This window comes from Pantoea eucalypti, assembly GCF_009646115.1.
GTDB classification, from domain to species: domain Bacteria; phylum Pseudomonadota; class Gammaproteobacteria; order Enterobacterales; family Enterobacteriaceae; genus Pantoea; species Pantoea eucalypti.
The window spans coordinates 1,125,720-1,149,903 of record NZ_CP045720.1; the positions used below are offsets into that span (position 1 = coordinate 1,125,720).

The 24,184-nt window shown below is 55.9% G+C and carries 21 protein-coding genes; 12 read left to right on the forward strand and 9 right to left on the reverse strand.

The genetic code is table 11. The features are described 5' to 3' along the window. A complete protein-coding gene (locus EE896_RS05265) occupies positions 1–831 on the forward strand; it encodes a phosphodiesterase (protein ID WP_003848775.1) in 831 nt (276 codons plus the stop codon). Between the two features lie 160 nt (positions 832–991). Then, positions 992–2,557: a sensor domain-containing diguanylate cyclase gene (locus tag EE896_RS05270; RefSeq protein WP_078804650.1), complete on the forward strand. Its 1,566-nt coding sequence runs from the start codon at positions 992–994 to the stop codon at positions 2,555–2,557. Between the two features lie 93 nt (positions 2,558–2,650). Here EE896_RS05270 and bcp read toward each other — a convergent pair whose 3' ends face one another. Next, a complete protein-coding gene (bcp, locus tag EE896_RS05275) occupies positions 2,651–3,118 on the reverse strand; it encodes a thioredoxin-dependent thiol peroxidase (RefSeq protein WP_003848783.1) in 468 nt (155 codons plus the stop codon). Between the two features lie 155 nt (positions 3,119–3,273). Then, the gene (locus EE896_RS05280) at positions 3,274–3,855 is read right to left on the reverse strand and encodes a glycine cleavage system transcriptional repressor (protein ID WP_003848785.1); all 582 of its coding nucleotides are present in this window, start codon (positions 3,853–3,855) and stop codon (positions 3,274–3,276) included. 143 nt (positions 3,856–3,998) lie between these two features. Here EE896_RS05280 and dapA point away from each other — a divergent pair, with 143 nt between their 5' ends. The 6 genes from dapA to ypfH all read left to right on the forward strand — a co-directional run bounded on the left by dapA (position 3,999) and on the right by ypfH (position 10,519). Further along, a complete protein-coding gene (gene dapA / locus EE896_RS05285) occupies positions 3,999–4,877 on the forward strand; it encodes a 4-hydroxy-tetrahydrodipicolinate synthase (RefSeq protein WP_003848787.1) in 879 nt (292 codons plus the stop codon). A gap of 14 nt (positions 4,878–4,891) precedes the next feature. Then, complete coding sequence (bamC, locus tag EE896_RS05290; RefSeq protein ID WP_003848789.1) at positions 4,892–5,923, forward strand: outer membrane protein assembly factor BamC; 1,032 nt, start codon at positions 4,892–4,894, stop codon at positions 5,921–5,923. 145 nt (positions 5,924–6,068) lie between these two features. Next, entirely contained in the window at positions 6,069–6,782 is a 714-nt protein-coding gene (gene purC / locus EE896_RS05295) for a phosphoribosylaminoimidazolesuccinocarboxamide synthase (protein ID WP_003848791.1), read from the forward strand. Between the two features lie 140 nt (positions 6,783–6,922). Further along, entirely contained in the window at positions 6,923–7,789 is an 867-nt protein-coding gene (gene ypfJ, locus EE896_RS05300; protein WP_003848793.1) for a KPN_02809 family neutral zinc metallopeptidase, read from the forward strand. Further along, on the forward strand, positions 7,789–9,741 hold the full coding sequence (locus EE896_RS05305; protein WP_140915654.1) for a tRNA(Met) cytidine acetyltransferase TmcA: 1,953 nt from the start codon (positions 7,789–7,791) through the stop codon (positions 9,739–9,741). Before ypfJ ends, EE896_RS05305 begins: the two co-directional genes overlap by 1 nt. Before the next feature lie 97 nt (positions 9,742–9,838). Continuing rightward, positions 9,839–10,519, forward strand: coding sequence for an esterase (gene ypfH / locus EE896_RS05310; RefSeq protein WP_140915655.1), 681 nt, complete (start codon positions 9,839–9,841; stop codon positions 10,517–10,519). 31 nt (positions 10,520–10,550) lie between these two features. Here the strand turns inward: ypfH and EE896_RS05315 are convergent, their stop codons facing one another. The 6 genes from EE896_RS05315 to narQ form a co-directional block, all read right to left on the reverse strand. Continuing rightward, positions 10,551–10,739 carry a YpfN family protein gene (locus EE896_RS05315; protein WP_003848800.1) on the reverse strand — a complete coding sequence of 63 codons (189 nt, stop codon included), beginning with the start codon at positions 10,737–10,739 and terminating at the stop codon, positions 10,551–10,553. Between the two features lie 22 nt (positions 10,740–10,761). Continuing rightward, a complete protein-coding gene (dapE, locus tag EE896_RS05320) occupies positions 10,762–11,889 on the reverse strand; it encodes a succinyl-diaminopimelate desuccinylase (protein ID WP_140915656.1) in 1,128 nt (375 codons plus the stop codon). A 1-nt stretch (position 11,890) separates the two neighbouring features. Next, entirely contained in the window at positions 11,891–12,259 is a 369-nt protein-coding gene (locus EE896_RS05325) for an ArsC family reductase (RefSeq protein ID WP_008926544.1), read from the reverse strand. Between the two features lie 581 nt (positions 12,260–12,840). Continuing rightward, complete coding sequence (gene acrD / locus EE896_RS05330) at positions 12,841–15,957, reverse strand: multidrug efflux RND transporter permease AcrD (protein WP_140915657.1); 3,117 nt, start codon at positions 15,955–15,957, stop codon at positions 12,841–12,843. Between the two features lie 167 nt (positions 15,958–16,124). Next, complete coding sequence (locus EE896_RS05335; protein ID WP_003848809.1) at positions 16,125–16,754, reverse strand: response regulator; 630 nt, start codon at positions 16,752–16,754, stop codon at positions 16,125–16,127. A gap of 128 nt (positions 16,755–16,882) precedes the next feature. Next, complete coding sequence (narQ, locus tag EE896_RS05340) at positions 16,883–18,571, reverse strand: nitrate/nitrite two-component system sensor histidine kinase NarQ (protein WP_140915658.1); 1,689 nt, start codon at positions 18,569–18,571, stop codon at positions 16,883–16,885. 257 nt (positions 18,572–18,828) lie between these two features. On the opposite strand from narQ, the gene EE896_RS05345 reads away from it, so the two are divergent. The 4 genes from EE896_RS05345 to EE896_RS05360 all read left to right on the forward strand — a co-directional run bounded on the left by EE896_RS05345 (position 18,829) and on the right by EE896_RS05360 (position 22,863). Further along, positions 18,829–19,101, forward strand: coding sequence for a YdgH/BhsA/McbA family protein (locus EE896_RS05345; protein ID WP_078804647.1), 273 nt, complete (start codon positions 18,829–18,831; stop codon positions 19,099–19,101). 280 nt (positions 19,102–19,381) lie between these two features. After that, positions 19,382–20,878, forward strand: a complete 1,497-nt coding sequence (ansP, locus tag EE896_RS05350; protein WP_140915659.1) for an L-asparagine permease — start codon at positions 19,382–19,384, stop codon at positions 20,876–20,878. Between the two features lie 143 nt (positions 20,879–21,021). Further along, on the forward strand, positions 21,022–21,600 hold the full coding sequence (gene nudK / locus EE896_RS05355) for a GDP-mannose pyrophosphatase NudK (protein ID WP_140915660.1): 579 nt from the start codon (positions 21,022–21,024) through the stop codon (positions 21,598–21,600). 189 nt (positions 21,601–21,789) lie between these two features. Continuing rightward, positions 21,790–22,863 (forward strand): DUF1176 domain-containing protein, encoded by a 1,074-nt coding sequence (locus tag EE896_RS05360; RefSeq protein ID WP_140915661.1) that lies wholly within the window; start codon positions 21,790–21,792, stop codon positions 22,861–22,863. Here the strand turns inward: EE896_RS05360 and ampH are convergent. Next, on the reverse strand, positions 22,860–24,023 hold the full coding sequence (ampH, locus tag EE896_RS05365; RefSeq protein WP_003848822.1) for a D-alanyl-D-alanine-carboxypeptidase/endopeptidase AmpH: 1,164 nt from the start codon (positions 24,021–24,023) through the stop codon (positions 22,860–22,862). The genes EE896_RS05360 and ampH overlap by 4 nt on opposite strands. Between the last annotated feature and the right edge of the window lie 161 nt (positions 24,024–24,184).

A 24,184-nucleotide genomic window follows, 5' to 3' on the forward strand; every position in this document is an offset into this window, starting at 1 on the left:
GTGTCTCTTCAACCCACATTGATTGCTCAAATCAGCGATCTGCATATCAAGGCCCATGGCCGCCTCTCATACAAACAGGTCGATACCCATGCGGCGTTACTGCAGGTTATCGATACCCTCAACTCGCTGCAGCCGCGACCTGATGCAGTGGTGATTACCGGCGATCTGGTCGATTTTGGCAGGCCGGATGAGTATCAGACTTTGCGGGAAGCCCTGCAGCGCCTGCAACCGCCGTTTTATCTCATGGCGGGCAATCACGACGACCGCGAGGCGCTGCGGGCTGCCTTCCCTGATCACGGCTATCTGCAATCCGGACCCACACTGAACTGGCAGCTGAGTGTGGGCGGCGTCAGGTTGATTGCCCTGGATTCCAGCGTACCGCAACAGCCGTGGGGTGAGGTGGATGAGGAACAGTTAGAATGGCTGGACCAGGCGCTGGGCATGTCCGCGGATCAGCCCACCCTGGTCATGCTGCACCATCCGCCTTTTGCCTGCGGCATTGCGCATATGGATCGGCAACGGTTACGCCATCCGCAGGCTCTTGAGGCGATCATTGCCCGTCATCCGCAGGTAGAACGGGTCTTGTGTGGACATCTGCATCGCAGCCTGCAGACCCGCTTTGCTGGCACGCTCGCCTGTGTCGCGCCGGGCGTATCGCATCAGGTCGCGCTGGATCTGCATCCGGAGGGGCCCGCGCACTTTATCCTGGAGCCGCCCGGCTATTTACTGCATTGCTGGCAACCCGGAGAGGGAATGGTCACACATCAGTGCGCGATTGGCCATTTTTCAGGGCCCTGGCCATTTTACGATAGTCAGGGATTAATCGATTAGTGCCAGCTAAATCTGTATTAAGCGGGGTAAAATTTGTCTTAGTGCTGCTCAAAAATGCCGACACAGTGTAGACTTAAGCCCGGATATCAGGGCCTCTGGCACACTTAAAAAAATAATCAGGCATTCACGACATGACACTCATCTTCGGCGCGGCGACGCCATGCTAAAGCACATCCGGCCCAAGGCCGATTTGCGCAATCTGATCGCCCTGCTGGTGATTGTCAGCATTGTTATCACACTCGCGAACGCGCTCTACGCTACCTGGCGGGTTCAGCGCCAGGTGCTTATTGACACCACGCTTGAGGCTAACCGGGCGTATGCCGCCAAGCTCGCCTCAACCAGTGAAATTTTCTTCCAGCTGGCGCAGTCTCAACTTCATTACAGCGCCAATCAGCTCAGCCGTGACTTTACTAATCAGGGGCTGCTGAACAATGAAGTCAATCGACTGCGTGAGCAGACCACCAGTTTCAACTCCGTCGCGATCGTGGATGCGCAGGGCGTGATCAAAGCAATTTCCCCCGAGTCACTGACGTTACAGGGTATGCACCTCACCAGTGACGCCTCGCGAGAGGCGCTGACCCTGCGACAGCCGATCATCAGTAAACCCTCCCTTTCTGCCGCCAATAATCTGCTGGTTTTTGTCTCATGGCCTGTCTGGAGTCCCGAGGGTGACTACCTGGGCTACATCGGCGGCACTATCTACCTGAAGAAGAAAAGCATACTCAATGCGCTGCTGGGTGAGCAGTTCTATCGCGATGGCACAACGGTTTATGTGCTCGATAGCAACAATGAGGTGTTGTATCACCAGAATCGTCAACTGATTGGCAAAACGCTGCCTGCCATCGTCAATCCGCGTGATGACCAGACCAATGGCTCGCTGATGCTTGCCGGTCCGGGTAATGCCACACAGCTGGCGGGCTTTGCCGTGGTGCCGACGACCGGCTGGACAGTGGTAGCGTTGAAGCCGATTAACGTCACACTGGATCCGCTGTCCGGTCTGTTGATGAAAGTGCTGAAAAATTCTGTGCCGTTCGCGCTGCTGACTCTGCTGGTGGCCTTAGTCATGGCACGTCTGATTGCCCGGCCACTCTTCCAGCTGGCGCGCAAAGCCAGCCGGATGGATGCGCAGGGCGTATCAAAAGAAATTGGCGGCATCACCGCCTGGTATTTTGAAGCGGCCCAGGTAAAGCGTGCGCTGCTCACCGGTATTGGGCTGGTGCAGGATAAAATTGGTCGCCTTAACTCAGAAGCGCAGACCGATCCGCTGACTCAGGTACTCAATCGCCGGGGTCTGAATGCGGTGCTGGAGTACTATCGGACCCTGCGCCAGCCTTTTTCGGTTCTGGCACTGGATATCGATCATTTCAAAAACGTTAATGACAGCTGGGGCCACGACGTGGGCGACCGGGTCATTCAGCAGGTGGCAAGTACGCTGCGTGCCAGCGCCCGTCAGTCTGATGTGGTCTGTCGCAATGGCGGAGAGGAGTTTCTGATGCTATTGCCAGGAACGGCCCTGGATGAGGCGCAGATCATCGCAGAACGCGTACGGGTGGGCATTGCTGAAGCCTGGCTGACTGACGTGGGGCGCATTACCTTGTCTATTGGCGTGGCGGCCTGGAATGGTTCGCAGGATGCGGGACTGGAAAACAGCCTGAAACAGGCGGATGCGGCGCTCTATGAGGCGAAGAGTGCCGGACGTAACTGTGTGATCGTTGCCGATCCCTAGTCGGGTGAAACCGGATGTTTCATTACGGCAGGGTAAACGTGCGGGAAAAAGAGAAGCAGGGGCGCGGCGGTCAGACTAACGCGCCCCTTAACATCAGGCTGATTTGACGTAATCCAGCACCATGTCGTGGTGATTCGACGTCTTAAAGTTATCAAACACTTTTTCGATCTTGCCCTCGGCATCAACCAAAAAGCTGATGCGATGAATACCGTCATAGGTTTTCCCCATAAACGTTTTTTCACCCCAGACGCCAAACGCCTGGCAGACTTCATGATTTTCATCTGACAGCAGCGTAAAGTTCAGCAGCTCTTTTTCGACAAACTTTGACAGTTTTTCCGGTTTGTCGGTGCTGATACCCAGCACTTCCACGCCCGCTTTTTTCAACTCATCCATGTTGTCACGCAGACCGCACGCCTGCACGGTGCAGCCTGGTGTCATCGCTTTCGGGTAGAAGTACACCAGAACGCGCTGTCCCTGGAAGTCGGTCAGATTCACGTGTTCGCCGTCCTGGTCAGGCAGGCTAAATGCGGGTGCAGTATCTCCGGCTTTCAGTGGATTCATCACATCTCTCCATTTTCTTATTCAGGCTGTGGGTAATACACCATCCGGCCAGAAACGGCCAGCAGCAACATTACCATCAGGGGGTATTTCACCACATAGCCGCGCATTCAGGCGTCAGTAATGTGGAGAAATAACTCCGGTTTAAGGACCAAAGCTTAGCGTATCGCGCTGACAGGTTCGCTGCTGTCGGCGTCTGAGACACTGTAGAGACGTAGCGTTCCCTGGGCATTCAGCTCCTGGCACAGGGTATTAAAAGCCTGCTCAAACGACGTGCCACGGGTTCGCGTTGGACTGTGGGCCGTCATTTGAATATAGAGTGTCGGTGGCAATTCGTGTTGCGCAGGTGTGATTCGCGACACCAGTTCGGCCACGTTCATCTGATGCTTATCAATAAGATCGGTGAAACGCTCAATAATATGCGGCGAATCGGCCACTTCAACCTGGATGAATGCGGTGTCCGGCATCGGCGGACGAAGCCGGGCATTGGTTCGCTTCATGACGATCAGCAGCTCCAGCTCTGCGCCTTTCAGCGGCAATGTCGATTCAATCAGTGTGATTGCGTTCCAGCTGCCCGACAGCAGCATAATAAACGTGAACTCATCCCCGAGCATGGCAAGACGGCTATCTTCAATATTACAACCGCAGCTGCTGACGTGTCGGGTAATGGTGTTGACGATACCCGGACGGTCAACACCAAGCGCGGTGATCACCAGATGATGGGGCTGAGATTGCGGCAAAATGGCTTTTCCTCTGCTTTCGCTAATAACCATAAGGTAAACATAAAAAAAACTGCTGACAAGCGCGGGAATGGCGTGGCTTGCTTGCTTTTCCCTAAGTGTAAAACGTACCATGAAGCACTTGTTTGTCGAGGGGATCGCCAATGTTTACGGGAAGTATTGTTGCACTCGTTACGCCAATGGATGACAACGGTAATGTCTGCCGGTCGAGTCTGAAAAAACTGATTGATTATCATGTCGCCAGCGGCACCGCGGCGATCGTTTCCGTCGGCACCACAGGCGAATCTGCAACCCTGAGCCATGAAGAACATGGTGATGTGGTGATGCTGACCCTGGAACTGGCTGATGGCCGTATCCCGGTGATAGCCGGAACCGGTGCAAACGCCACCGCTGAAGGCATCTCTCTGACGAAGCGTTTTGAAAATTCCGGCGTGGTGGGTTGCCTCACCGTGACGCCTTATTACAATCGTCCGACCCAGGAAGGGCTGTTCCAGCACTTCAAAGCGATTGCGAATAGCACCAGCCTGCCACAGATGCTGTATAACGTTCCCTCGCGCACCGGTTGTGACATGCTGCCGGAAACCGTTGCCCGCCTGGCCGAAATCAAAAATATTATCGGAATCAAAGAGGCAACCGGGAACTTATCGCGTGTTAGTCAGATCCAAGAGCTGGTAAATGAAGATTTCATTCTGGTGAGTGGCGATGACGCGACTGCGCTGGACTTTATGCAACTGGGCGGTAAAGGCGTCATTTCGGTGACCGCAAACGTCGCTGCACGCGAAATGGTTCAACTGTGTCAACTTGCACAGCAGGGCAATTTCGTCGAGGCACGCCGCCTGAATCAGCGTCTGATGCACCTGCACCAGACGCTTTTCTGTGAACCCAATCCTATCCCGGTGAAATGGGCTGCGAAACAGCTAGGATTAATCGCTAACGACACGCTGCGTCTGCCAATGACGCCACTGACTGCAGCTGGCCAGCCGAAAGTGGAGCAGGCGCTGGTGAAAGCGGGTTTGCGATAATTTAGGGAGTTTGAATGAATTACTCAGTAAAGCGGTCAACAGTAGCCACAGTGGTGGGGCTTTCTACCCTGATGCTGTTGTCGGCCTGTTCAAGTGATCAGCGTTATAAGCGTCAGGTCAGTGGTGACGAATCTTATCTTGAAGCCAGTCAGTTAAGTGAACTGAAAGCGCCGGCCGGCATGATCCTGCCGGTACAGCGTGGTGATTACGATGTACCGCGCACCAGCAGTCAGGCACCGACCGGCAAGCAGCTCGACATTCGTCCACCTGCCCAGCCGCTGGCGCTGATGAACGGCACCCGTGCGCAGTTCAGCAACAACACGGGCGCACTGATGATTGATAGTAGCCGTGGTTCAGTCTGGCCACGCGTCGTGAGCGTCGTGCAGTCAAACAATTTCGCGATTGCTTCACGTAATGACGCCGGCCAGCAGCTGACGACCGACTGGGTCCAGTGGAATCGTGCTGATGAAGATCAGCAGTATCGTGGTCGCTACCAGATCAGTGTGCAGTCGCAGAGCTATCAGCAGCAGCTCACCGTACGTCTGCTGGAGCTGCAGCAGGCGGGCAAAACCGTTACCTCACCTGTGCAGATTCAGCGCTATACCGCGCAGATGCTGAATGAAATCAGCACCGGTCTGGACAAGATTGATACCGCCAGTGAAAACGCGGCGGCAGGTCGGGTGAGTGGGGCTATTGATGTGCAGAGCGGCGCAGATGATACCGGCCTGCCAATGCTGATCCTGCGCACGCCATATAATGTGGCGTGGCAGCGTCTGCCTGAAGCGATGAAACGCGTTGGGATGGAGGTGACGGATACCACTCGCTCAACGGGTAGCATGAAAGTGACCTACAAGTCACTGAGCAGCAGCGACTGGGATTCCATTGGCGCAAAAGACCCGGAATTACCTGACGGTGATTACAAAGTGCAGGTCGGTGATTTGGACAACCGCACCAGTCTGCAATTTATCGACCCGAAAGGGCATGTGCTGACCCAGTCGCAGAACGATGCGCTGGTGGCCGTGTTCCAGGCGGCGCTGAACAAATAAAGTTGCCTCAGGCCGGAGATTCTCCGGCCTTTTTATTTTGTTTTTGGCATAATAGCGCGCGGCGAAGTAAACGATTGCGTCAAGGCAATCGCCGCAGCGGCACTGGCCGCTGAACACCCGTTATTTCAAGTCTGGAGTGAATAAGATGCAAAAGCGAGCTGAGTTGTATCGCGGTAAAGCGAAAACCGTATACAGCACCGATAATCCGGATCTGCTGATACTCGAATTCCGCAACGATACGTCAGCAGGTGATGGCGCCCGAATTGAGCAATTTGATCGCAAAGGAATGGTTAACAACAAGTTTAACCACTTCATCATGACCAAATTGCAGGAAGCGGGTATTCCAACCCAGATGGAAGCGCTGCTGTCTGATACCGAAGCGCTGGTGAAGAAGCTGGAGATGGTGCCGGTAGAGTGCGTGGTCCGTAACCGCGCCGCAGGTTCGCTGGTAAAACGTCTGGGCGTGGAAGAGGGCATTGTGCTCAATCCCCCGCTGTTTGATCTTTTCCTCAAAGATGATGAAAAGCATGACCCGATGGTCAACGAATCCTACTGCGAAACTTTTGGCTGGGTCAGCAAGCAGAACCTGGCGCGGATGCAGGAACTGACCTTTAAAGCCAACGAAGTGCTGAGCAAGCTGTTCGACGATGCGGGTCTGATTCTGGTTGATTTCAAACTTGAGTTTGGTCTGTTTAACGGTGAAGTCACGCTGGGCGATGAGTTTTCGCCAGATGGTGCACGCCTGTGGGACAAAGAGACCCTGGATAAAATGGATAAAGACCGTTTTCGCCAGAGCCTGGGTGGCGTAGTCGAAGCTTATGAAGCAGTCGCACAGCGGCTGGGTGTAAAACTCGACTGAGTCAGCCTGCAGTGCAGTAAGTAAGCAGAATAAAACGGAGAGCCCAGGCTCTCCGTTTTCATTTCAGCCTAAAGCTGGTGATTGCCCGGTCACGCAACTAAAATCATGCCATCTGAAAAAAATGACTGAGGGAAGAGAGCATGCGCTGGCAAGGGCGTCGCGAAAGCGACAATGTAGAGGACCGTCGCGATCAATCGTCCGGTTTAGGTGGCGGAGGCCGTCAGATTCGTCTGCCGCGCGGCAAAGGCGGTATCATCCTGTTGGTGGTGGTGGCTATTGCAGGTTATTACGGTTATGACCTTACCGCGCTGCTGACGGGTGGGGACGTTGCACCAACCAGCCAGCAGCAACAGCGCAGCGTCAGCACCAATGATGACGAGGCTGCAAAATTCACTAAGGTGATTCTTGCGACCACGGAAGATACCTGGGGCAAGCTGTTCAAACAGATGAACAAACAGTATGTTGCACCAAAGCTGGTGATGTATCGCGGGGCAACCCGAACCGGCTGCGGCACAGGCCAATCCGTGATGGGACCCTTCTACTGTCCAGCCGATCAGACTGTCTACATCGATCTCTCTTTCTATGACGAGATGAAAAACAAACTCGGCGCTGACGGCGACTTCGCCCAGGGCTACGTTGTCGCGCATGAAGTGGGCCACCATGTTCAGAAACTGCTGGGTATTGAGCCTAAAGTACGTGAAATGCAGCAGGGCGCGAGCCAGACGCAGGTCAATCAGCTCTCTGTGAAAATGGAATTGCAGGCAGACTGTTTTGCCGGTGTCTGGGGACACTATATGCAGCAAGAGAACATCCTTGAAGCAGGGGATTTGCAGGAAGCGCTGAACGCCGCAGAGGCGATTGGCGATGACCGTCTGCAGCAGAAGGGTCAGGGCCGCGTAGTGCCGGACAGCTTTACCCATGGCACCTCTGAGCAACGCTACACCTGGTTTAAGCGCGGATTTGATGGTGGCAATCCAGGACAGTGCAACACCTTCGCCAGCAACTGATGATCGCAACACAGCCTATGCAGCAGGCCGGTGTGCGTCGCCTGGCCGTGATCAGCGGCGACCCGGACTGGTGCCTGGAGCGTGCTGCAGAGTGGCATGAAGCGTTGCCAGGCGACTGGCTGGTGCTAAGCCCGGAGCCGCTCTTCTCTGCTTCCTCTGGTGAGTCACTTATACACAAACAGCCAGACGCGGTTCGCACGCTGCTTGGCCGAGAATTTCGTCATGGGATATTCGATGCCCGCCAGGGCTTTCATGCCGAGGCTTTCGCTGCGCTGGCTGGCACGCTCACCGCCGGTAGCTGGCTGTTACTGCTGGTCCCGCCCTGGGAAGGGTGGTCGCAGCAGCCTGACACCGACAGCCTGCGCTGGGCCGATGTCGCTCAGCCCATCCCAACACCCCATTTTGTTCACCATCTGCAACAGCTGATCCTGGCGGATGACCAGGTACTGCTGGAGCGGCAGCATCAGCCATGCCGTTTTCCGGTGCAGCCTGACTGGCCAGAATGGCACTGTCAGGCCCCGCAACAGCAGCAGGCGATACTCGATCAACTGATGAGACTGCCATCGGGGATCGCGGTGCTGACCGCCGCCCGTGGACGGGGTAAATCGGCGCTGGCGGGGATGCTGGCCCGCCAGAATCGCCATTGTCTGGTCACGGCACCCGCGAAAGCTTCAACGGAGGTGCTGGCCACCTTTGCCGCTGAGCATTTTCACTTTATGGCGCCGGATGCGCTGCTGGCGCTGGCGCCGCCGCCCGAGGCGGATTGGCTGATTGTGGATGAAGCGGCGGCGATACCGGCCCCGCTACTGCAGGCGCTGGTCAGCCGTTATCCCCGCGTGTTGCTCACCACCACCGTGCAGGGCTACGAAGGCAGCGGGCGCGGCTTTATCCTTAAGTTCTGCGCCGGGCTTACCGGGGTGCACTACTACACGCTGGACGAGCCGCTGCGCTGGTCGCGTTGTGATCCGCTGGAGCAGTGGCTGAATCAGGCGCTGCTGTTTGACGATGCCAGCGCGACGGCACCCGATTCTCCGGCCACACCGCATCCTGTTGAACGTCACGATTTCAGCACGCTGGAAGCCGCCTATCGCCTGCTCACCAGCGCGCACTATCGCACGTCGCCACTTGATCTGCGCCGCCTGCTGGATGCGCCGGGTATGACGTTGTGGCGGGCGGGCGAGACACCTGCATTACAGGGTGCACTCTGGCTGGTGGAGGAGGGCGGTCTTGAGCCAGCACTGGCGCAGGCGGTCTGGGCGGGCACCCGGCGACCACGCGGGAATCTGGTGGCGCAATCTCTGGCTGCCCACGCCGGTCTTGCCGAAGCGGCAATCCTGCGCTCGCAACGAATCAGCCGTGTTGCCGTGGCAACGGAGAGCCGTCGCCGCGGAATCGGTCAGCAGCTTGTGGCCGCCGCGGCCCGTGCGGCTGCCGAACACGACTACCTCTCTGTCAGCTTCGGCTACACTGAATCACTCTGGGCGTTCTGGCGCGCCTGTGGTTTTACTCTGGTGCGAATAGGCAGCCAGCGCGAAGCCAGCAGCGGCTGCTATGCGGCAATGGCTATTCTGCCCTGTTCTGCTGCGGGCAGGGCATTAGCGCGCCGGGCGGCAGAACAGCTGGCGCGTGACTGGCCACTGTTGCGACAACATATCGCGCTGGACCTGCAGTTTGATCAGATCCCAGATAATGGATTAACAGCCCAGGATATGCATCTGGCCATCGGTTTTGCCTGGGCGCAGCGGCCCCTGGAGGCGAGCCTGCCGGTATTGCAGCGTCTGGCAGAAGCCAGTGTCGCGCCCGCCCCGTTATTGGCCGCAGTCGTTGCCGCCCCCGATGCGCTAAGCGAGCTTGCCCGGCAGGCAGGCGTGAGTGGCCGTAAAGCGCTGGTCGCGGTGTTACGTCAGCAGGCAGCAACAGCGCTCCAGAGCCTGGGCGTTACTGCGGACTGACTGCACCGGCCGTTGAAATAATTCGACCAGCTGGTTCAAATTATCCCCATATCATTTTTTGCTACGCGGCGTAGAGTGAACACAGGAGGTCAACAACATGACACTGAAATATGTAATCGTTCAACAGCCTGCTACCACAGCACAGCTGTTTCTGCTCTACCATGGCGTTGGCGATACCCCTGATTCAATGGGTGAGATTGGTCACTGGTTTGCGAAAACCTTCCCCGACGCGCTGGTGGTGTCCGTTGGCTCGCCTGGCGCGGTTCGTCAGTGGTTTGGCGAAACTGACCTGCACGATCAGACTATCCAGCAGCGGGTTGATGCGGCGATGCCGCAGTTTGTCGAGTCGGTGCGTCACTGGCAAAAAAAGAGCGGCGTGCGGGCGGAAGCGACAGCCTTAGTCGGTTTTTCCCAGGGTGGCAGTATGGTGCTGGAAGGCGTCAAAGCGAATCCTGATCTGGCGGGCCGCGCGGTGGTGTTCAATGGCAGGTTTATCACGCTGCCGGAGAAAGCCAGTACCCGCACCACGATTCATCTGATCCACGGTGATTATGATGAGCAGATCCCGTTGCACCATGCACAGGAGGCGGAGCAGCGGCTGACCGCCCGCGGGGGCGACGTCACTCTGGACATCGTTGACGATCTGGCGCATGCCATCGATCATCGCAGTATGGAACTGGCGCTGAATCATCTGCGTTATACGGTGCCAAAACGCTACTTTGATGAGGCGTTAAGCGGCGCAAAACCCGGTGACGATGACGTTATCGCGTTGATGTAAAAATGCCCCTGCAGAGCAGGGGCATTTTCGTTTACTTCTTCTTCGGCCAGTTATCGTCGTCATCCCATTTATCGTTGAAATCACGATGCGGCGGCAGGTCTGGTTTGTTATCCATAAACTTCTTGTGATCGATGCGTTTCAGATCTTTATAAACGTTCATCAGCACGCCAACCATCAGCAGGATCACCAGGATCCACCAGTAATCTTTAATAAATTCCATTTGCTGCTCCTTAACATCGCCATCAGGCGATCAGTTGTTCCATGATGCGTTGGTACATCCGGCTCAGCATCTGCAGATCTGAAGCTTTCACACACTCATTGATTTTATGAATGGTGGCATTTACCGGTCCCAGTTCAACCACCTGCGCCCCCATCCGGGCAATAAACCGGCCATCAGAGGTTCCACCCGTAGTCAGCAGCTGCGGCTTAATTTCATTATAGTGCGCGACAGCTTTTACGACGGCATCAACCAGCTTACCGCGCGTGGTCAGGAAGGGTTGACCCGAAAGTTTCCACTCAATGGTGTAACGCAGCTGGTGACGATCCAGCAATGCTTCGACGCGCTGACGAATCAGCTCATCAGTGAGTTCAGTGCTGAAGCGGAAGTTAAACTGCACAAACAGCTCGCCAGGAATCACGTTGTTGCTGCCGGTGCCCGCCTGGACATTGGCAATCTGCATGCTGGTTGCCGGGAAGAACTCATTCCCCTGATCCCACTCCGTGGCGACCAGCTCATTCAGTGCTGGCATTGCCCGGTGGACCGGATTATCCGCAAGGTGCGGATAGGCGACGTGGCCCTGCACACCATGCACCGTCAGGTTGGCAGTGATTGATCCACGACGGCCATTTTTCACCACGTCACCGACCACTTCCGTACTGGACGGCTCACCGACCAGGCAATAGTCGAGCCGTTCCCGGCGCGCCATCAGCCGTTCAACCACTTTAACCGTGCCGTTGGTCCCGCTGGCCTCCTCATCAGAGGTAATCATAAAGGCGAGTCGCCCTCTGTGATGGGGACGTGCTGCAACAAAACGTTCGGCAGCTACCACCATGGCGGCCAGTGAACCTTTCATGTCGGCCGCACCACGACCATACAGCATGCCATCGCGTATGGTGGGCTCAAAAGGTGGGTTGATCCAGCGACTGGCATCGCCAGGCGGCACCACATCGGTGTGACCGGCAAACGCCAGTGTTTCACCTTCGCCACGGGTGGCCCAGAAATTCAGGGTGTCGTCGATGTTCATCGTTTCAATCTTAAAACCAATAGCTTCAAGACGGGCGATCAGCAGAGCCTGACATCCGGCATCATCGGGGCTGAGGGAAGGGCGACGAATAAGCTGCTGCGTCAGCTCAATGACCGGGCAAAACATATTATGACCTCTCCTGGATAGCATTCTGATAGGTGGCTTCGCTGAAACCGGCGAGCAAACTGCCATCCGGGGTGCGTAACAGCGGGCGCTTAATCATGGCGGGATGCGCCAGCATCAGCGCTTTGGCGCTGCTGGCATCGGTAACCCCTTCACGGTCGGTCTCTGGCAGTTTACGCCAGGTGGTGCCGCGGGTATTAAGCAGGGCTTCGTAGCCCAGCGCATCGATAAATTCCTGCAGCAGGACATCGCTCAGGCCATCGGCACGGTAATCGTGAAAGTGATACTCAACGCCTGCGTCTGTTAAAAAGCGCCGGGCTTTTTTTATGGTGTCGCAATTTTTAATCCCGAACATCACCCACTGCGTGCTCATTGCCCGATCCTTATTGTCCTGTGAGAAGTAAAAGCTGAAAAAAGCAGCCAAAGCGCGAGTTTACCATAGTGTGATCCGTTGCGGCAGTTGCCGGGGCGCGGGAATCTGACCCGCGATCGTGTCGTGAAAGCCACCGTTTATCCTCGGGTAACCGCTATCAATTTCTCAGGTAATCATTACCCTGCTTAGCATTATTTTATTCGGAATTTCGCCATGCAGATAAAATAGTCTACCGCTGGGCTTAAAATAAATTATTTTCAATCGGGTTAAGGAGTTGCTGAAATGTGCGTCAGCTTCCAGAACCGGCAGAATTCATGTTTTTATCAGCCTTGCCGATAAATAAAACAGGTGTAACCGTATTCACCTGATTAAAAAAAGAGCGTAACATCGCCAGCACAATAAGAGAGGGCATCATGATTGACACTGAAATGGGAACCTGGAAAGAATTTATCGAAGCAATGTTACGCAACAAGTAACAGGCTGAGGTAAAGGCGGGGTAAACCTGCTGACTGGAATTCTTACCACACACAGAAATAAGGCGGCCACTGACATCAGTGGCCGCTTTTTATTTGCCTCAATGATCAGTCGAGTGGCTTCTCTTTCAGCGGGAAGCGACGGCGAACCAGCACAAAGAACAGCGGCACAAAAAAGATCGCCAGCAGCGTGGCGGAGATCATTCCACCCATCACACCGGTTCCTACCGCGTGCTGACTGCCGGAGCCTGCGCCGCTGCTGATTGCCATCGGCAGCACGCCAAAGATAAAGGCCAGCGAGGTCATCAGAATCGGTCGCAGACGCTGACGCGATGCCTCCAGCGTGGACTCCACCAGTTCGCGTCCTTTACTGTTAATCTCATTAGCAAATTCCACAATCAGGATGGCGTTTTTGGCGGATAACCCGACGACTGTCAGCAGGCCCACCTGGAAGTAGACATCATTCTCCAGTCCGCGCAGCCAGGTCGCAATCAACGCGCCGACGACACCCAGTGGGACCACCAGCATCACCGAGAACGGAATTGACCAGCTTTCATACAGTGCGGCCAGGCAGAGGAATACAACCAGCAACGATATCGCATACAGCGCCGGTGCCTGTGAGCCAGAGAGGCGCTCCTGATAAGAAGCACCTGTCCACTGGAACCCGACGCCCAGCGGCAGGGCATTCACCAGCTTTTCCATCTCGTCCATTGCCGTGCCGCTGCTGACGCCATTAGCCGCTTCCCCGACAATCTCCAGTGAAGAATAACCGTTATAGCGTTCAAGACGGGGTGAGCCGGTCTCCCAGCGGCTGGTGGCAAACGCGGAGAAGGGGACCATTTTGCCGCTGCTGTTGCGCACATACCACTTATTGACGTCGTCCGGCAGCATGCGGAATTCGGCGGCGGCCTGTACATAGACCTTTTTCACCCGGCCGCGATCAAGAAAGTCGTTCACATAGGTTGAGCCCCAGGCCGTGGTCATCGTGTCGTTGATGGTATCCAGCGACACGCCCAGCGCCTGCGCTTTACGGGCATCGACATCGATCTGCAGCTGCGGACTGTCATCCAGTCCATTGTGCCGTACCCGTGACAGCGACTTATCGTTGCCGGCCATCTCCAGCAGTTTGTCGCGCATCGCCATCAGTTGGGTATGGCCGATACCGGCGTGATCCTGCAGTTCCATGTCAAAACCAGAGCTGCTGCCCATGCCGGTGATAGCGGGTGGGCTGCTGGCAATAACCCGGCCCTCTTTAATCTTCTGAAACGCTTTGGTCGCGCGATCGATAATCGCAAACGAAGTCCGATCGGCGCCGGGCCGCGCTTCCCAGTCTTTCAGACGGACAAACAGACGTGCGACGTTCTGTCCATTGCCGCCCGGCCCGGCACCGATAGTGGAGAAAACCGACAGTACGTTGGCCTTCTCCTTGGTGAGATAATAATTTTCGACTTTGGCAACGACGCTGGCCGTTTGCTCAAGCGTCGCACCTGCCGGAAGCTGAACCTGAGTCAGGAATACGCCGCGATCTTCCAGCGGCAGAAACGACGTCGGCAGACGCAGAAACAGAAACGCCATCAGGCCAATAATCGCGACATAGACCAGCAGCCAGCGACCACATGTGCGCAGGATGCCCGCAACGCCGCGTTCATAGCGGTCAGCGTTACGATTAAAGTGGCGATTGAACCAGCCGAAGAAGCCGCGACGCTCGTGCACCTCGCCCTGCGCAGCGGGTTTGAGCAGTGTGGCACAGAGCGCTGGCGTCAGGATCATCGCCACCAGCACTGACAGCACCATCGCCGAGACAATGGTGATTGAGAACTGACGATAAATGGCGCCAACGGTACCGCCGAAAAACGCCATTGGCACAAACACCGCAGAGAGCACCAGCGCGATACCCACCAGTGCACCCTGAATCTGTCCCATCGATTTTCGTGTGGCAGCACGCGGCGAAAGTCCCTCTTCATGCATGATGCGTTCAACGTTTTCCACCACCACAATGGCATCATCCACCAGTAGTCCTATCGCCAGCACCATGGCAAACATGGTCAGGGTATTGATGCTGAATCCAAAGGCATAAAGGACGCTAAAGGTGCCAAACAGCACTACCGGCACCGCAATGGTGGGAATTAAGGTGGCGCGGAAGTTCTGCATAAACAGATACATCACGCCAAATACCAGCACGATTGCTTCAAGCAGCGTCTTCACCACATCGGTAATTGATGCTTTGACGAACGGCGAGGTTTCATAGGCAATTTTTGCTTCCAGGCCGTGAGGGAAATAGTGCGAGAGTTCCTCTATACGCGCCCGTACCAGCTTATCGGTGTTCATCTCATTGGCACCGGACGCGAGCTTCACGCCCAGGCCTGACGCAGGCTGGCCGTTATAGCGGCTCAGATAATCATACTTCTCTGCGCCCAGCGCCACGGTGGCGACATCGCCCAGCGTCACCACAGAACCGTCGGGATTGTTCTTCAGGGTAATGGCCCGGAACTGCTCGGGGGTCTGCAGCATCGACTGGGCGTTGACCGTGGCGTTAAGTGCCTGTTTCTCCACCGACGGCAGGCCACCGACCTGACCCACAGCCACCTGGGTATTCTGCGACTGGATTGCATTAACGACATCGTCGGTGGTGAGCGCGTAAGCGATCAGTTTGTTGGGATCGAGCCAGATGCGCATCGCATATTGCGAGCCATAAGCATCAACCTGGCCAACGCCATCAATACGGCTCAGCGGGTCCTGAATATTACTGGCGACATAGTCTGAAATATCCTGCTTATCCATACTGCCGTCGGTCGAGACGAAGGCCACCATCAGAATATTGCTGTCACCGGTTTTGTTGACCGTCACGCCCTGCGACTGCACCGCCTGCGGCAATTTGCGCAGGGCGGACTGCAACTGGTTCTGAACCTGCTGGCGGGCTTCGTCGGGATTGGTCCCGGCAGTAAAGGTGAGGGTGATTTGCGCCTGACCGGTGTTGCTGCTGTTCGAGGACATGTACATCAGATTATCGATGCCGGTCATGTTCTGCTCGATCACCTGAGTCACGGTGTTTTCCAGCGTCTCGGCGGATGCGCCGGGATAGTTAGCGGTGATACGCACATTAGGTGGAGCCAGATCGGGATACTGCTCAACAGGCAGCGAAATAATCGAAAGGGTGCCACACAGGCACAGCAGAATCGCCAGCACCCAGGCAAAAATGGGGCGGTCGATAAAGAAATTCGACATTAAATCGACACTCCTCAGGACTTATTATTATCGGTCAGGCCCACCGGCAACGGGCGCACAGGCAGAAAGGTCGCAGGGTCTTTACACGATTCTCCGCCGCCTTTCACTTTACGTGCGGCAGCGAGGGAAATCGTGGAGAAATTGAGGAGAAAATGTAAATTCGTTGGCTATTTGCGGCTTTCAAGCCACATCACCGTGGCGGCAACGCGTGAACGGACATCCAGCTTACGCAGAAGGTTACGGATATGCACTTTCACTGTCTCTTCAGAGATATGCAGAATGGCAGCGATCTCTTTGTTTGACAGGCCACGCGCCACCTCCTGGAGCACGTCGCGCTCGCGGTCAGTGAGAAGACGCAGAGGGTCGGCGCTGTGCTGACGGTTATCCAGATAACTGGCAACGCCCTCACTAAAGACTTTCTCGCCCCGCGATGCCTGCAGAATATGTCCCAGCAGAATCTCTGGCTCGCTGTCCTTGAGCAGATAGCCGTCGGCACCGGCATCCACCATGGCAAAAATATCACTGCGGGCATCGGAGACGGTCAGCACCAGGATGCGCGAGCTGATACCTTCGTGGCGCAGCGCCTTTAGGGTATCCAGCCCGGACATGCCTTTCATATTGAGGTCGAGCAGAATGATGTCAGGTTCCTGACGGCGGGCTTCCGCCAGCGCTTCGGTGCCATTGTTAGCCTCGGCGATCACGTCCAGCCGGGGATCCAGTGCCAGCAGCTGACGAACGCCGCGGCGCATCAGAGGGTGATCATCCACAATCATCAATGTTAATGCGGGCTGTTGCATAATTTCTCCGTTTTATCGTTTCAGACTGCGGCGGGGCAACACGTATCGCGCACCGGTATGCCTGTGTTCAGCCTTTAATAGCCGGCTATCTGTAGCCAGTAGCGTGTTTTAATTATTTGAAGGATAAATTACGTTAGCTGCCGTGCCGGTTGCGGTGGAAAGCGCAGTTCAACCCGTGTCCCTTGATCCTGTGCATGAAGGGTCAGATTACCATTAAGGCGCTGGGCACGTTCAGCCATAATCGTCAGACCGTAATGGCCTGGAGGTTCGTCAGTACTGCCGATGCCCACGCCGTCATCCGTTATCGTAAGTAAGTGCTCACCCTGATTGCTGTGCTGATAGTCCACGTTGATCACCTGCGCACTCGCATGATGGATCGCATTCAGCAACGCCTCCCGGGCGATCTGCAAGACATGCACCTGCTGCTGTGCCTCCAGACTCTGCAGGCCGGTCTGATAGTTGAAATGTATCTCTGCGCCGCTCTTTTCCTGCAACGAGGCGATCATTGCCCGCATCGCCGCCACCAGATCTGCCTGCTCAATGGTCAGGCGGAAGGTGGTCAGCAGTTCGCGCAACTGCCGGTAAGCATCAGCCAGCGCCTGATCGAAGTCAGCGATAATCGCATGGGAGGCACCGTCATCCCTGTCCACGGTGCGGCGTAACAGAGTCAGCTGAATACGTAAAAAGGAGAGTGACTGCGCCAGTGAGTCATGTAATTCCCGGGCAATCGTCGTTCGCTCTTCAATCAGCAGCATTTGTTGATACTGCTGCTGTGCCTGCCAGATCCAGATTGCGCGTCCCAGCATCGCCGCAAGACTGCGCATCAGCTCATCCGGTGGGGAAGCGCCACATGTCTGCCAGCGCAATTCGCCAATCTGCTGCTCATCCTGCTGTAATGGCTGACGTTGCCACTCACCAGCAGCCTTTTCGTCACCGGCGCGGAACTGAAACTGGTCGCTCTCGAGCCAGATTGCCGTCAGTTTTTCACGCGTCAGCACCGTGGTCAGCACCGCTTCAAACAACGCCGGATGCAGTGGGCTGGCGGTCAGCATTTGTGAGCTGTCATAGAGTAGCGACAGCGTGCGATTCGCCTGAGTTAAGTCTTCCGTCTTTGCGCGAACCGTACTCTCCAGCAACTCGTAATGCGAATGCAGGCGTGCCGCCATACCGCTAAAGGCATGCGACAGAACCCGCAGCTCATTTTGTTGCTCAACGTGCAACGGCGGAAAAGCAAAGTTGCCATTCTCGACGTAGCGGCTGGCCTTGACCAGCGCATTCAGTGGCCGCACGACATGCAGTCGGGTAAAGCGAATCGTCATGAGCGCCAGCGCCACAATCGCAATAACACCGACCAGGCTGCTGGCGGCCACCAGATGCATTTTTAATTCGGTATAGCGTTGCAGACCCAGAACAAAGCGATCAATTTCCCCGACGTAAATGGGCACCTGCTGCTGCAAGGCCACGCTATCACCCCGTTGCAACGCCTGTTGCAGGAGAGGCCAGGCGGCGCGCAGTCGCTGGTAGCGAACGCCCACTTCGCGCGGTACCCAGGGCCGATCAAGATTGTGCAGCACTGGCGCATCCAGCGTTTGCTGATAGCGCGCGAAATGTTGCGGCAGGTTTTGCGGCTGACGGCTGGCATCCCAGGCCATGCGATAGCTCTGCATGCGCAGTGAACCCGCCAGATTAATCGCCTCGGCGTCGCGCTGACTGCTGAGTAGCGTGACTAAGGCCAGACTGGTGGTGAGCAGCGACAGCAGGACAATGGCGCTGAGGGCCCGAGCGATGCTTTGTGTAACTGAACGTTTAACGATCACATTAATGGCCCTCTTCTGAGTGGGGGAATTATATGAGCGAAGTCACGCAACGCAAATGATCCCTTCCCTGTTTATCGCACAGGACATTACAGGTCGCACATAAAATGACCTCGACTGACACTTCCCAGGATGCGTTACGATTTTACGGTTAAAAAGGGAACAGGTTTACATCGTGCCGATGTTGCTTTTCATTGCAGCGCTAATAATTCACTCAGTCATTAGCAACGCAATCCCGATCACAGATCAAGGAGCATCCAATGAAAAAACTGAGTGCTGTACTGGCGGGTGCTTTACTGGCTACCGCCTCATTTGCCACCTTCGCCGCCGCGCCAGTCGATCGGTCACAGGCGCTGGGTATGCAGAGCATCGGCAGTGTGTCTGTTTCCGGCGTTCGCGGCTCACTGGACGATGCAAATCGTCAGTTGTCGCAAAAAGCGGAAGAGATGGGCGCCAGCCATTACCGTGTTATCGGTGTCGATAATCCAGGCGATTCCAGCTTGTGGAGCGGCACCGCAGAGATTTATCGCTAACCCAACCCTCCTGTTTCCATCCCTGTAGCTTTTACCGGCCTGAAAATGGCCGGTTTTTTTGTTTTTGTGCATCATGATGGATTCTTACAAATCAGCCTGTGCATCTGCCCGGTATATTTTGCTTCGTTCTTGCAGAACGGGTAGGATTCATCGCCGTAAATTCCCGCGTTGCCCGGCACTCACTCACGGGCAAAGGCACAGAGGAAAATCCCCCATTTTGCAGGACGTTACGTCCGCATTGGGGAGACGACGACTGATAGTCCGGACAAACAGGAATGCTATGAAATCCAAAAAGAAAACCCCAGGTGAGATGCGCGCTGCGAAACGGCGCTGGCTGAATTCTCACGATGCTGGCTACCAGAAAGCGATGGGTAACCGTCACGTTCAGATGATTGCGATCGGCGGTGCTATCGGCACCGGTTTGTTCCTGGGTGCAGGTGGCCGCTTGCAGGCTGCTGGCCCCGCGTTAGCCCTCATCTATCTGGTGTGTGGCATCTTCTCCTTCTTCATTCTGCGTGCGCTGGGCGAACTGGTGTTACACCGCCCGAGCAGTGGCAGCTTTGTCTCTTATGCCCGTGAATTCCTGGGTGAGAAAGCCTCCTACGTTGCAGGCTGGATGTACTTCGTCAACTGGGCGATGACCGGTATCGTCGATATCACCGCCGTCGCGCTCTACATGCACTACTGGGGCGCGTTTGGTGATGTGCCACAATGGGTCTTTGCACTGGGCGCGCTGGCGATTGTCGGCACCATGAACATGATTGGCGTTAAGTGGTTTGCCGAGATGGAGTTCTGGTTTGCGCTGGTGAAAGTGCTGGCGATTGTGATTTTCCTGGTGGTGGGTGTGGTGTTTCTTGGCACCGGCAAGCCGCTGGATGGCAACAGCACCGGTTTCCATCTGATTACTGATAACGGCGGCCTGTTCCCGCACGGCCTGCTGCCCGCGCTGGTGCTGATTCAGGGCGTCGTATTCGCCTTTGCCTCAATTGAGCTGGTCGGTACGGCGGCCGGTGAATGTAAAGACCCGCAAACCATGCTGCCGAAAGCGATCAATAGTGTGATCTGGCGTATTGGTCTGTTCTATGTCGGTTCGGTTGTGTTGCTGGTGCTGCTGCTGCCATGGAATGCCTATCAGGCGGGCCAGAGTCCATTCGTGACATTCTTCACGAAACTTGGCGTGCCTTACGTTGGCAGCATCATGAACATCGTGGTCCTGAGCGCAGCGCTCTCCAGCCTGAACTCCGGCCTCTATTCAACCGGGCGTATTCTGCGTTCCATGTCGATGGGTGGCTCTGCACCGAAATTCATGTCAAAGATGAACGGTCAGCAGGTCCCTTATGCCGGTATTCTCGTCACCATTGCCGTTTATGTCATTGGTGTAGTGCTTAACTACTATGTGCCTTCTCAGGTATTTGAGATCGTCCTGAACGTTGCCTCACTGGGCATTATCTCCTCCTGGGCCTTTATCGTGGTCTGCCAGCTGCGTCTGCGCCAGGCGATCAAAGAAGGCAAAGCAGATGATGTCAGTTTCAAGCTACCAGGTGCGCCGTTCACCTCATGGCTGACGCTGCTGTTCCTGTTCAGCGTGCTGGTGCTGATGGCGTTTGACTACCCGAACGGGACGTACACCATTGCCTCTATTCCGCTGATTGCAGTGCTGCTGGTGCTGGGATGGTTTGGTGTGCGTAAGCGTGTTAACGCTATCGCGCAGACCGAACAGGATCATCATGAGGATGAGCCTCAGTCAACCCGACTGGCTGACGATACGTCACGCTGATCAGGTCTGCATCAATCAGGGCCAGCCTTCGGGCTGGCTTTTTTTGGCCGCTAATCGCCTATCTGGCAATGCGAATTAGGATAGTTTTCCGGCAAGCCTGGCCCTATGATGAATAACTCCCTTTATGCGGTAGCGGAGTCTCCATGTCGTTTAAGATCAACATCATCAAAAATAAGCTCCTGTCTGAAAACTGGTTTGTGCTGCGCAACTACACCTATGACATCACCGATCGCCGTGGCGAGGTTATCCGTCATAAACGCGAAGTCTACGATCGCGGAAACGGGGCGACCATCCTGCTCTATAACCGCGAAAAGAACAGCGTCGTCCTGACGCGCCAGTTCCGCATTGCGACGTACGTCAACGGCAACGACGGCGGCATGTTAATTGAAGCCTGCGCGGGCTTGCTGGACGACGACTCCCCGGAAGATTGCATCCGCAAAGAGGCGATTGAAGAGACCGGATATGCAGTCGGTGAGGTGGAGAAAATTTTTACCTGCTATATGTCGCCGGGCGGCGTCACGGAATTGCTCCACTTTTTTGCGGCAGAATACAACGAATCACTGCGCGACAACCCAGGCGGTGGCGTTGAGGATGAGTCAATTGATGTGCTGGAACTGAGCTTCCCTGATGCGCTGGCGATGGTGGCCGATGGCCGTATTCGCGACGGTAAAACCATTATGCTGCTACAGCATGCGCAGATTGCGGGATGGCTGAGGCCTTAGGAAACCCATCTGTCATACCTGTTGCCGCGCAGCAGCGCTGAACGTGGAAGGATGCAGCTTTATCCACCTTATGTACGCTTTTTAAGCACTTAACTGCGCTTTTTGCACAGGTTCACAGAATGCGAACCCTGCCAGGCCCGTTGATGCGCTATCCTCTCCATTCTGGTTATTCGGGGATCGATTTTCTTAATGTCGTATTGGATGAAATCGCTGTGGCTGTTGCCGTCTTTGTGGGTTGCCTGTGTTCAGGCGGAACCGTTGCAAAAGTCATTCAACGACTGGCAAATTACCTGCAACAATGTCGCCTTTTGCGTGGCGCGCAATATTCCAGGCGACAAAGGGTTGGTGATGACGATTTCGCGTCATGCGGGCGTCAACGATCGCCCCTTGCTGCGTATTGACTATGGCAGCGCCTACAGTGGTGCGCTGCCTGGCGGTCCGCTTCAGGATAACCTGCTGCTCGATCAGCGCCGCATTAAGCCCGACCTCAAACACTGGACGGTAGAACCTCATCATCTCGCCACCAGCAATACCATCGCGATAGATGAGTTCCTTGATCTGGTGATGGAGGCGAAAACCCTGCAGCTCACCTTTGATCCCAATGCGCTGATCTCGCTGCGCGGCATGAAAGCTGCACTGTTGCTGATGGATGACACCCAGGGTCGGGTAAACAGCCTGAGCGCGTGGATCAAACGTGGCGACCGTGCCAGCTGGGACGTTCCGCCGCCGCCTGCGCTGCCGCCATTGCGGCCTGCTGTCGAGCCGCCCGCAGCACTGACGCGCGATGAGACCAGCGGACTCATTGATTACGGCACCTGGCGGGTCAATACCGATTCCTGTTCACTCGATCCGCTACGCCGGGAAGTCAGCGTGGCTCCCCTCACTGACCAGCGCGCGCTGCTGCTGGTCAGTTGTGAAATGGGGGCCTATAACGTGATCGATCTGGCGTTTGAAGTGACACGCAGCCAGCCTTACGTGGCACGGGGTATTACCTTAACGTTGCCGTTTACACCGCCGGGTGCCAGCGATCGACAGCTTGAGCTGATTAACGCCGAGTATGATGCGGCCAGCGGCAAGCTCTACACCTTTGGTAAAGGACGGGGACTGGGCGATTGTGGCAGTGCGACACGCTGGCAGTTTGATGGCACGCGTTTTGTGTTAGCGGAGTATGCGGAAGAGTCGACCTGTGACGCCTGGCACAGCAGTGATGGCTGGCCAACCCTGTGGGTCAGCCAGTCTGACGGTAGCGTACAGCAGCGTTAAGGAATGGCCTGCACCATCATCGGTGAGCCCAGTTGATTACCCACCAGTTCGGCCAGCATATTGTTCACGCCGTCGCTCATTGGCGTAAAGCGGGTCAGCGGCGAGCGCGTCACCACGACAAACACCCCAACGTTATGCTGCGGCACCATCGCCATATAGGTGATGAAACCGCCACCGCCGCCGGTTTTCTGAATAATGCCCGGGCGACCATTTTTTGGCCCCATATAGACCCAGCCCATACCCAGTGCATCCGCTTTACCCGGCACATCCATGCCTTCAACTTTGTGCAGCTGATCGCGACGGTAAATCAGCGTTTGCAGTCGATCGATCTGCGGCGTGCGATGGTTTACGGAAGAGTTAAGGAACTGCTGCATCCAGCGGCCCATATCATCCGGCGTGGAATAGACGCCGCCGCTGCCGATCGCCGCCAGCGTGTTATTACACGGGCTGGCACCTTTCTCCGCCACCATCAGGCGTCCGCACTGCTCGGGCGACGGCGTAAAGGTGGTGTCTTTCATGCCGAGCGGGCGGGTTATCAGTTGCTGAAACAGCGCCGGATAAGGGGTGCCGGCGGCGCGTGACAGCGCATCGCTCAGCAGATCGTAGCCCAGGTTGGAGTAGGCGGCACTGCTGCCGGGTGCCGCTTTAAGGCTGGCGCGCGCCAGCCATGTCCAGCGCTCGCTTTTCGTCGGCCAGACAAACACCGGACGCTGCGCTTTGCCGCCCGGCTGTTCGCGCGGCAGTCCGCTGGTGTGGGTTGAGAGATTAATCAGGCGAATAGGCTGGCCGTTATACGTGGGCACGCGTGCACCTGGAGGCGCATATTTACTCAGGGGATCGTCAAGGCGAATCTGTCCGCGTTCAGCCATCTTCACCATCACTTCACTGGTCATCAGCTTACTCAGCGAGGCGATGCGAATCAGTGAATCTTTCTGTGGACGCACATTGTTGCCGGGACGGGTGTCACCGAAGCTGGCGAACACCCGCTGATTGCCATCTATCGCCACCAGCGCCATGCCGGTTGCACCGCTGCCATAAAAAATATGTTCCGCATAGCGATCAACAATCTGAGAAGCCAGCAGCGGATCGGGCGCGACCTGCGCCATGCTTTTTAAAGGAAGCAGTGAAACCATCAGGGCCAGTAAATAGGGTGTACGCATGTTCAACGGAAGTGGCTTCGCTATAGATATCGGAGAAAATCTGCCTTCACTCATCAGAATGCGGCAGGTCAGACCCGTTTTTATCCCGGCAGGAACAACAGCAGGAAAAGAGGGCCAGCCAGCGTACAGGCAGCATTGAATAGGACGGCTCTATAGTAATC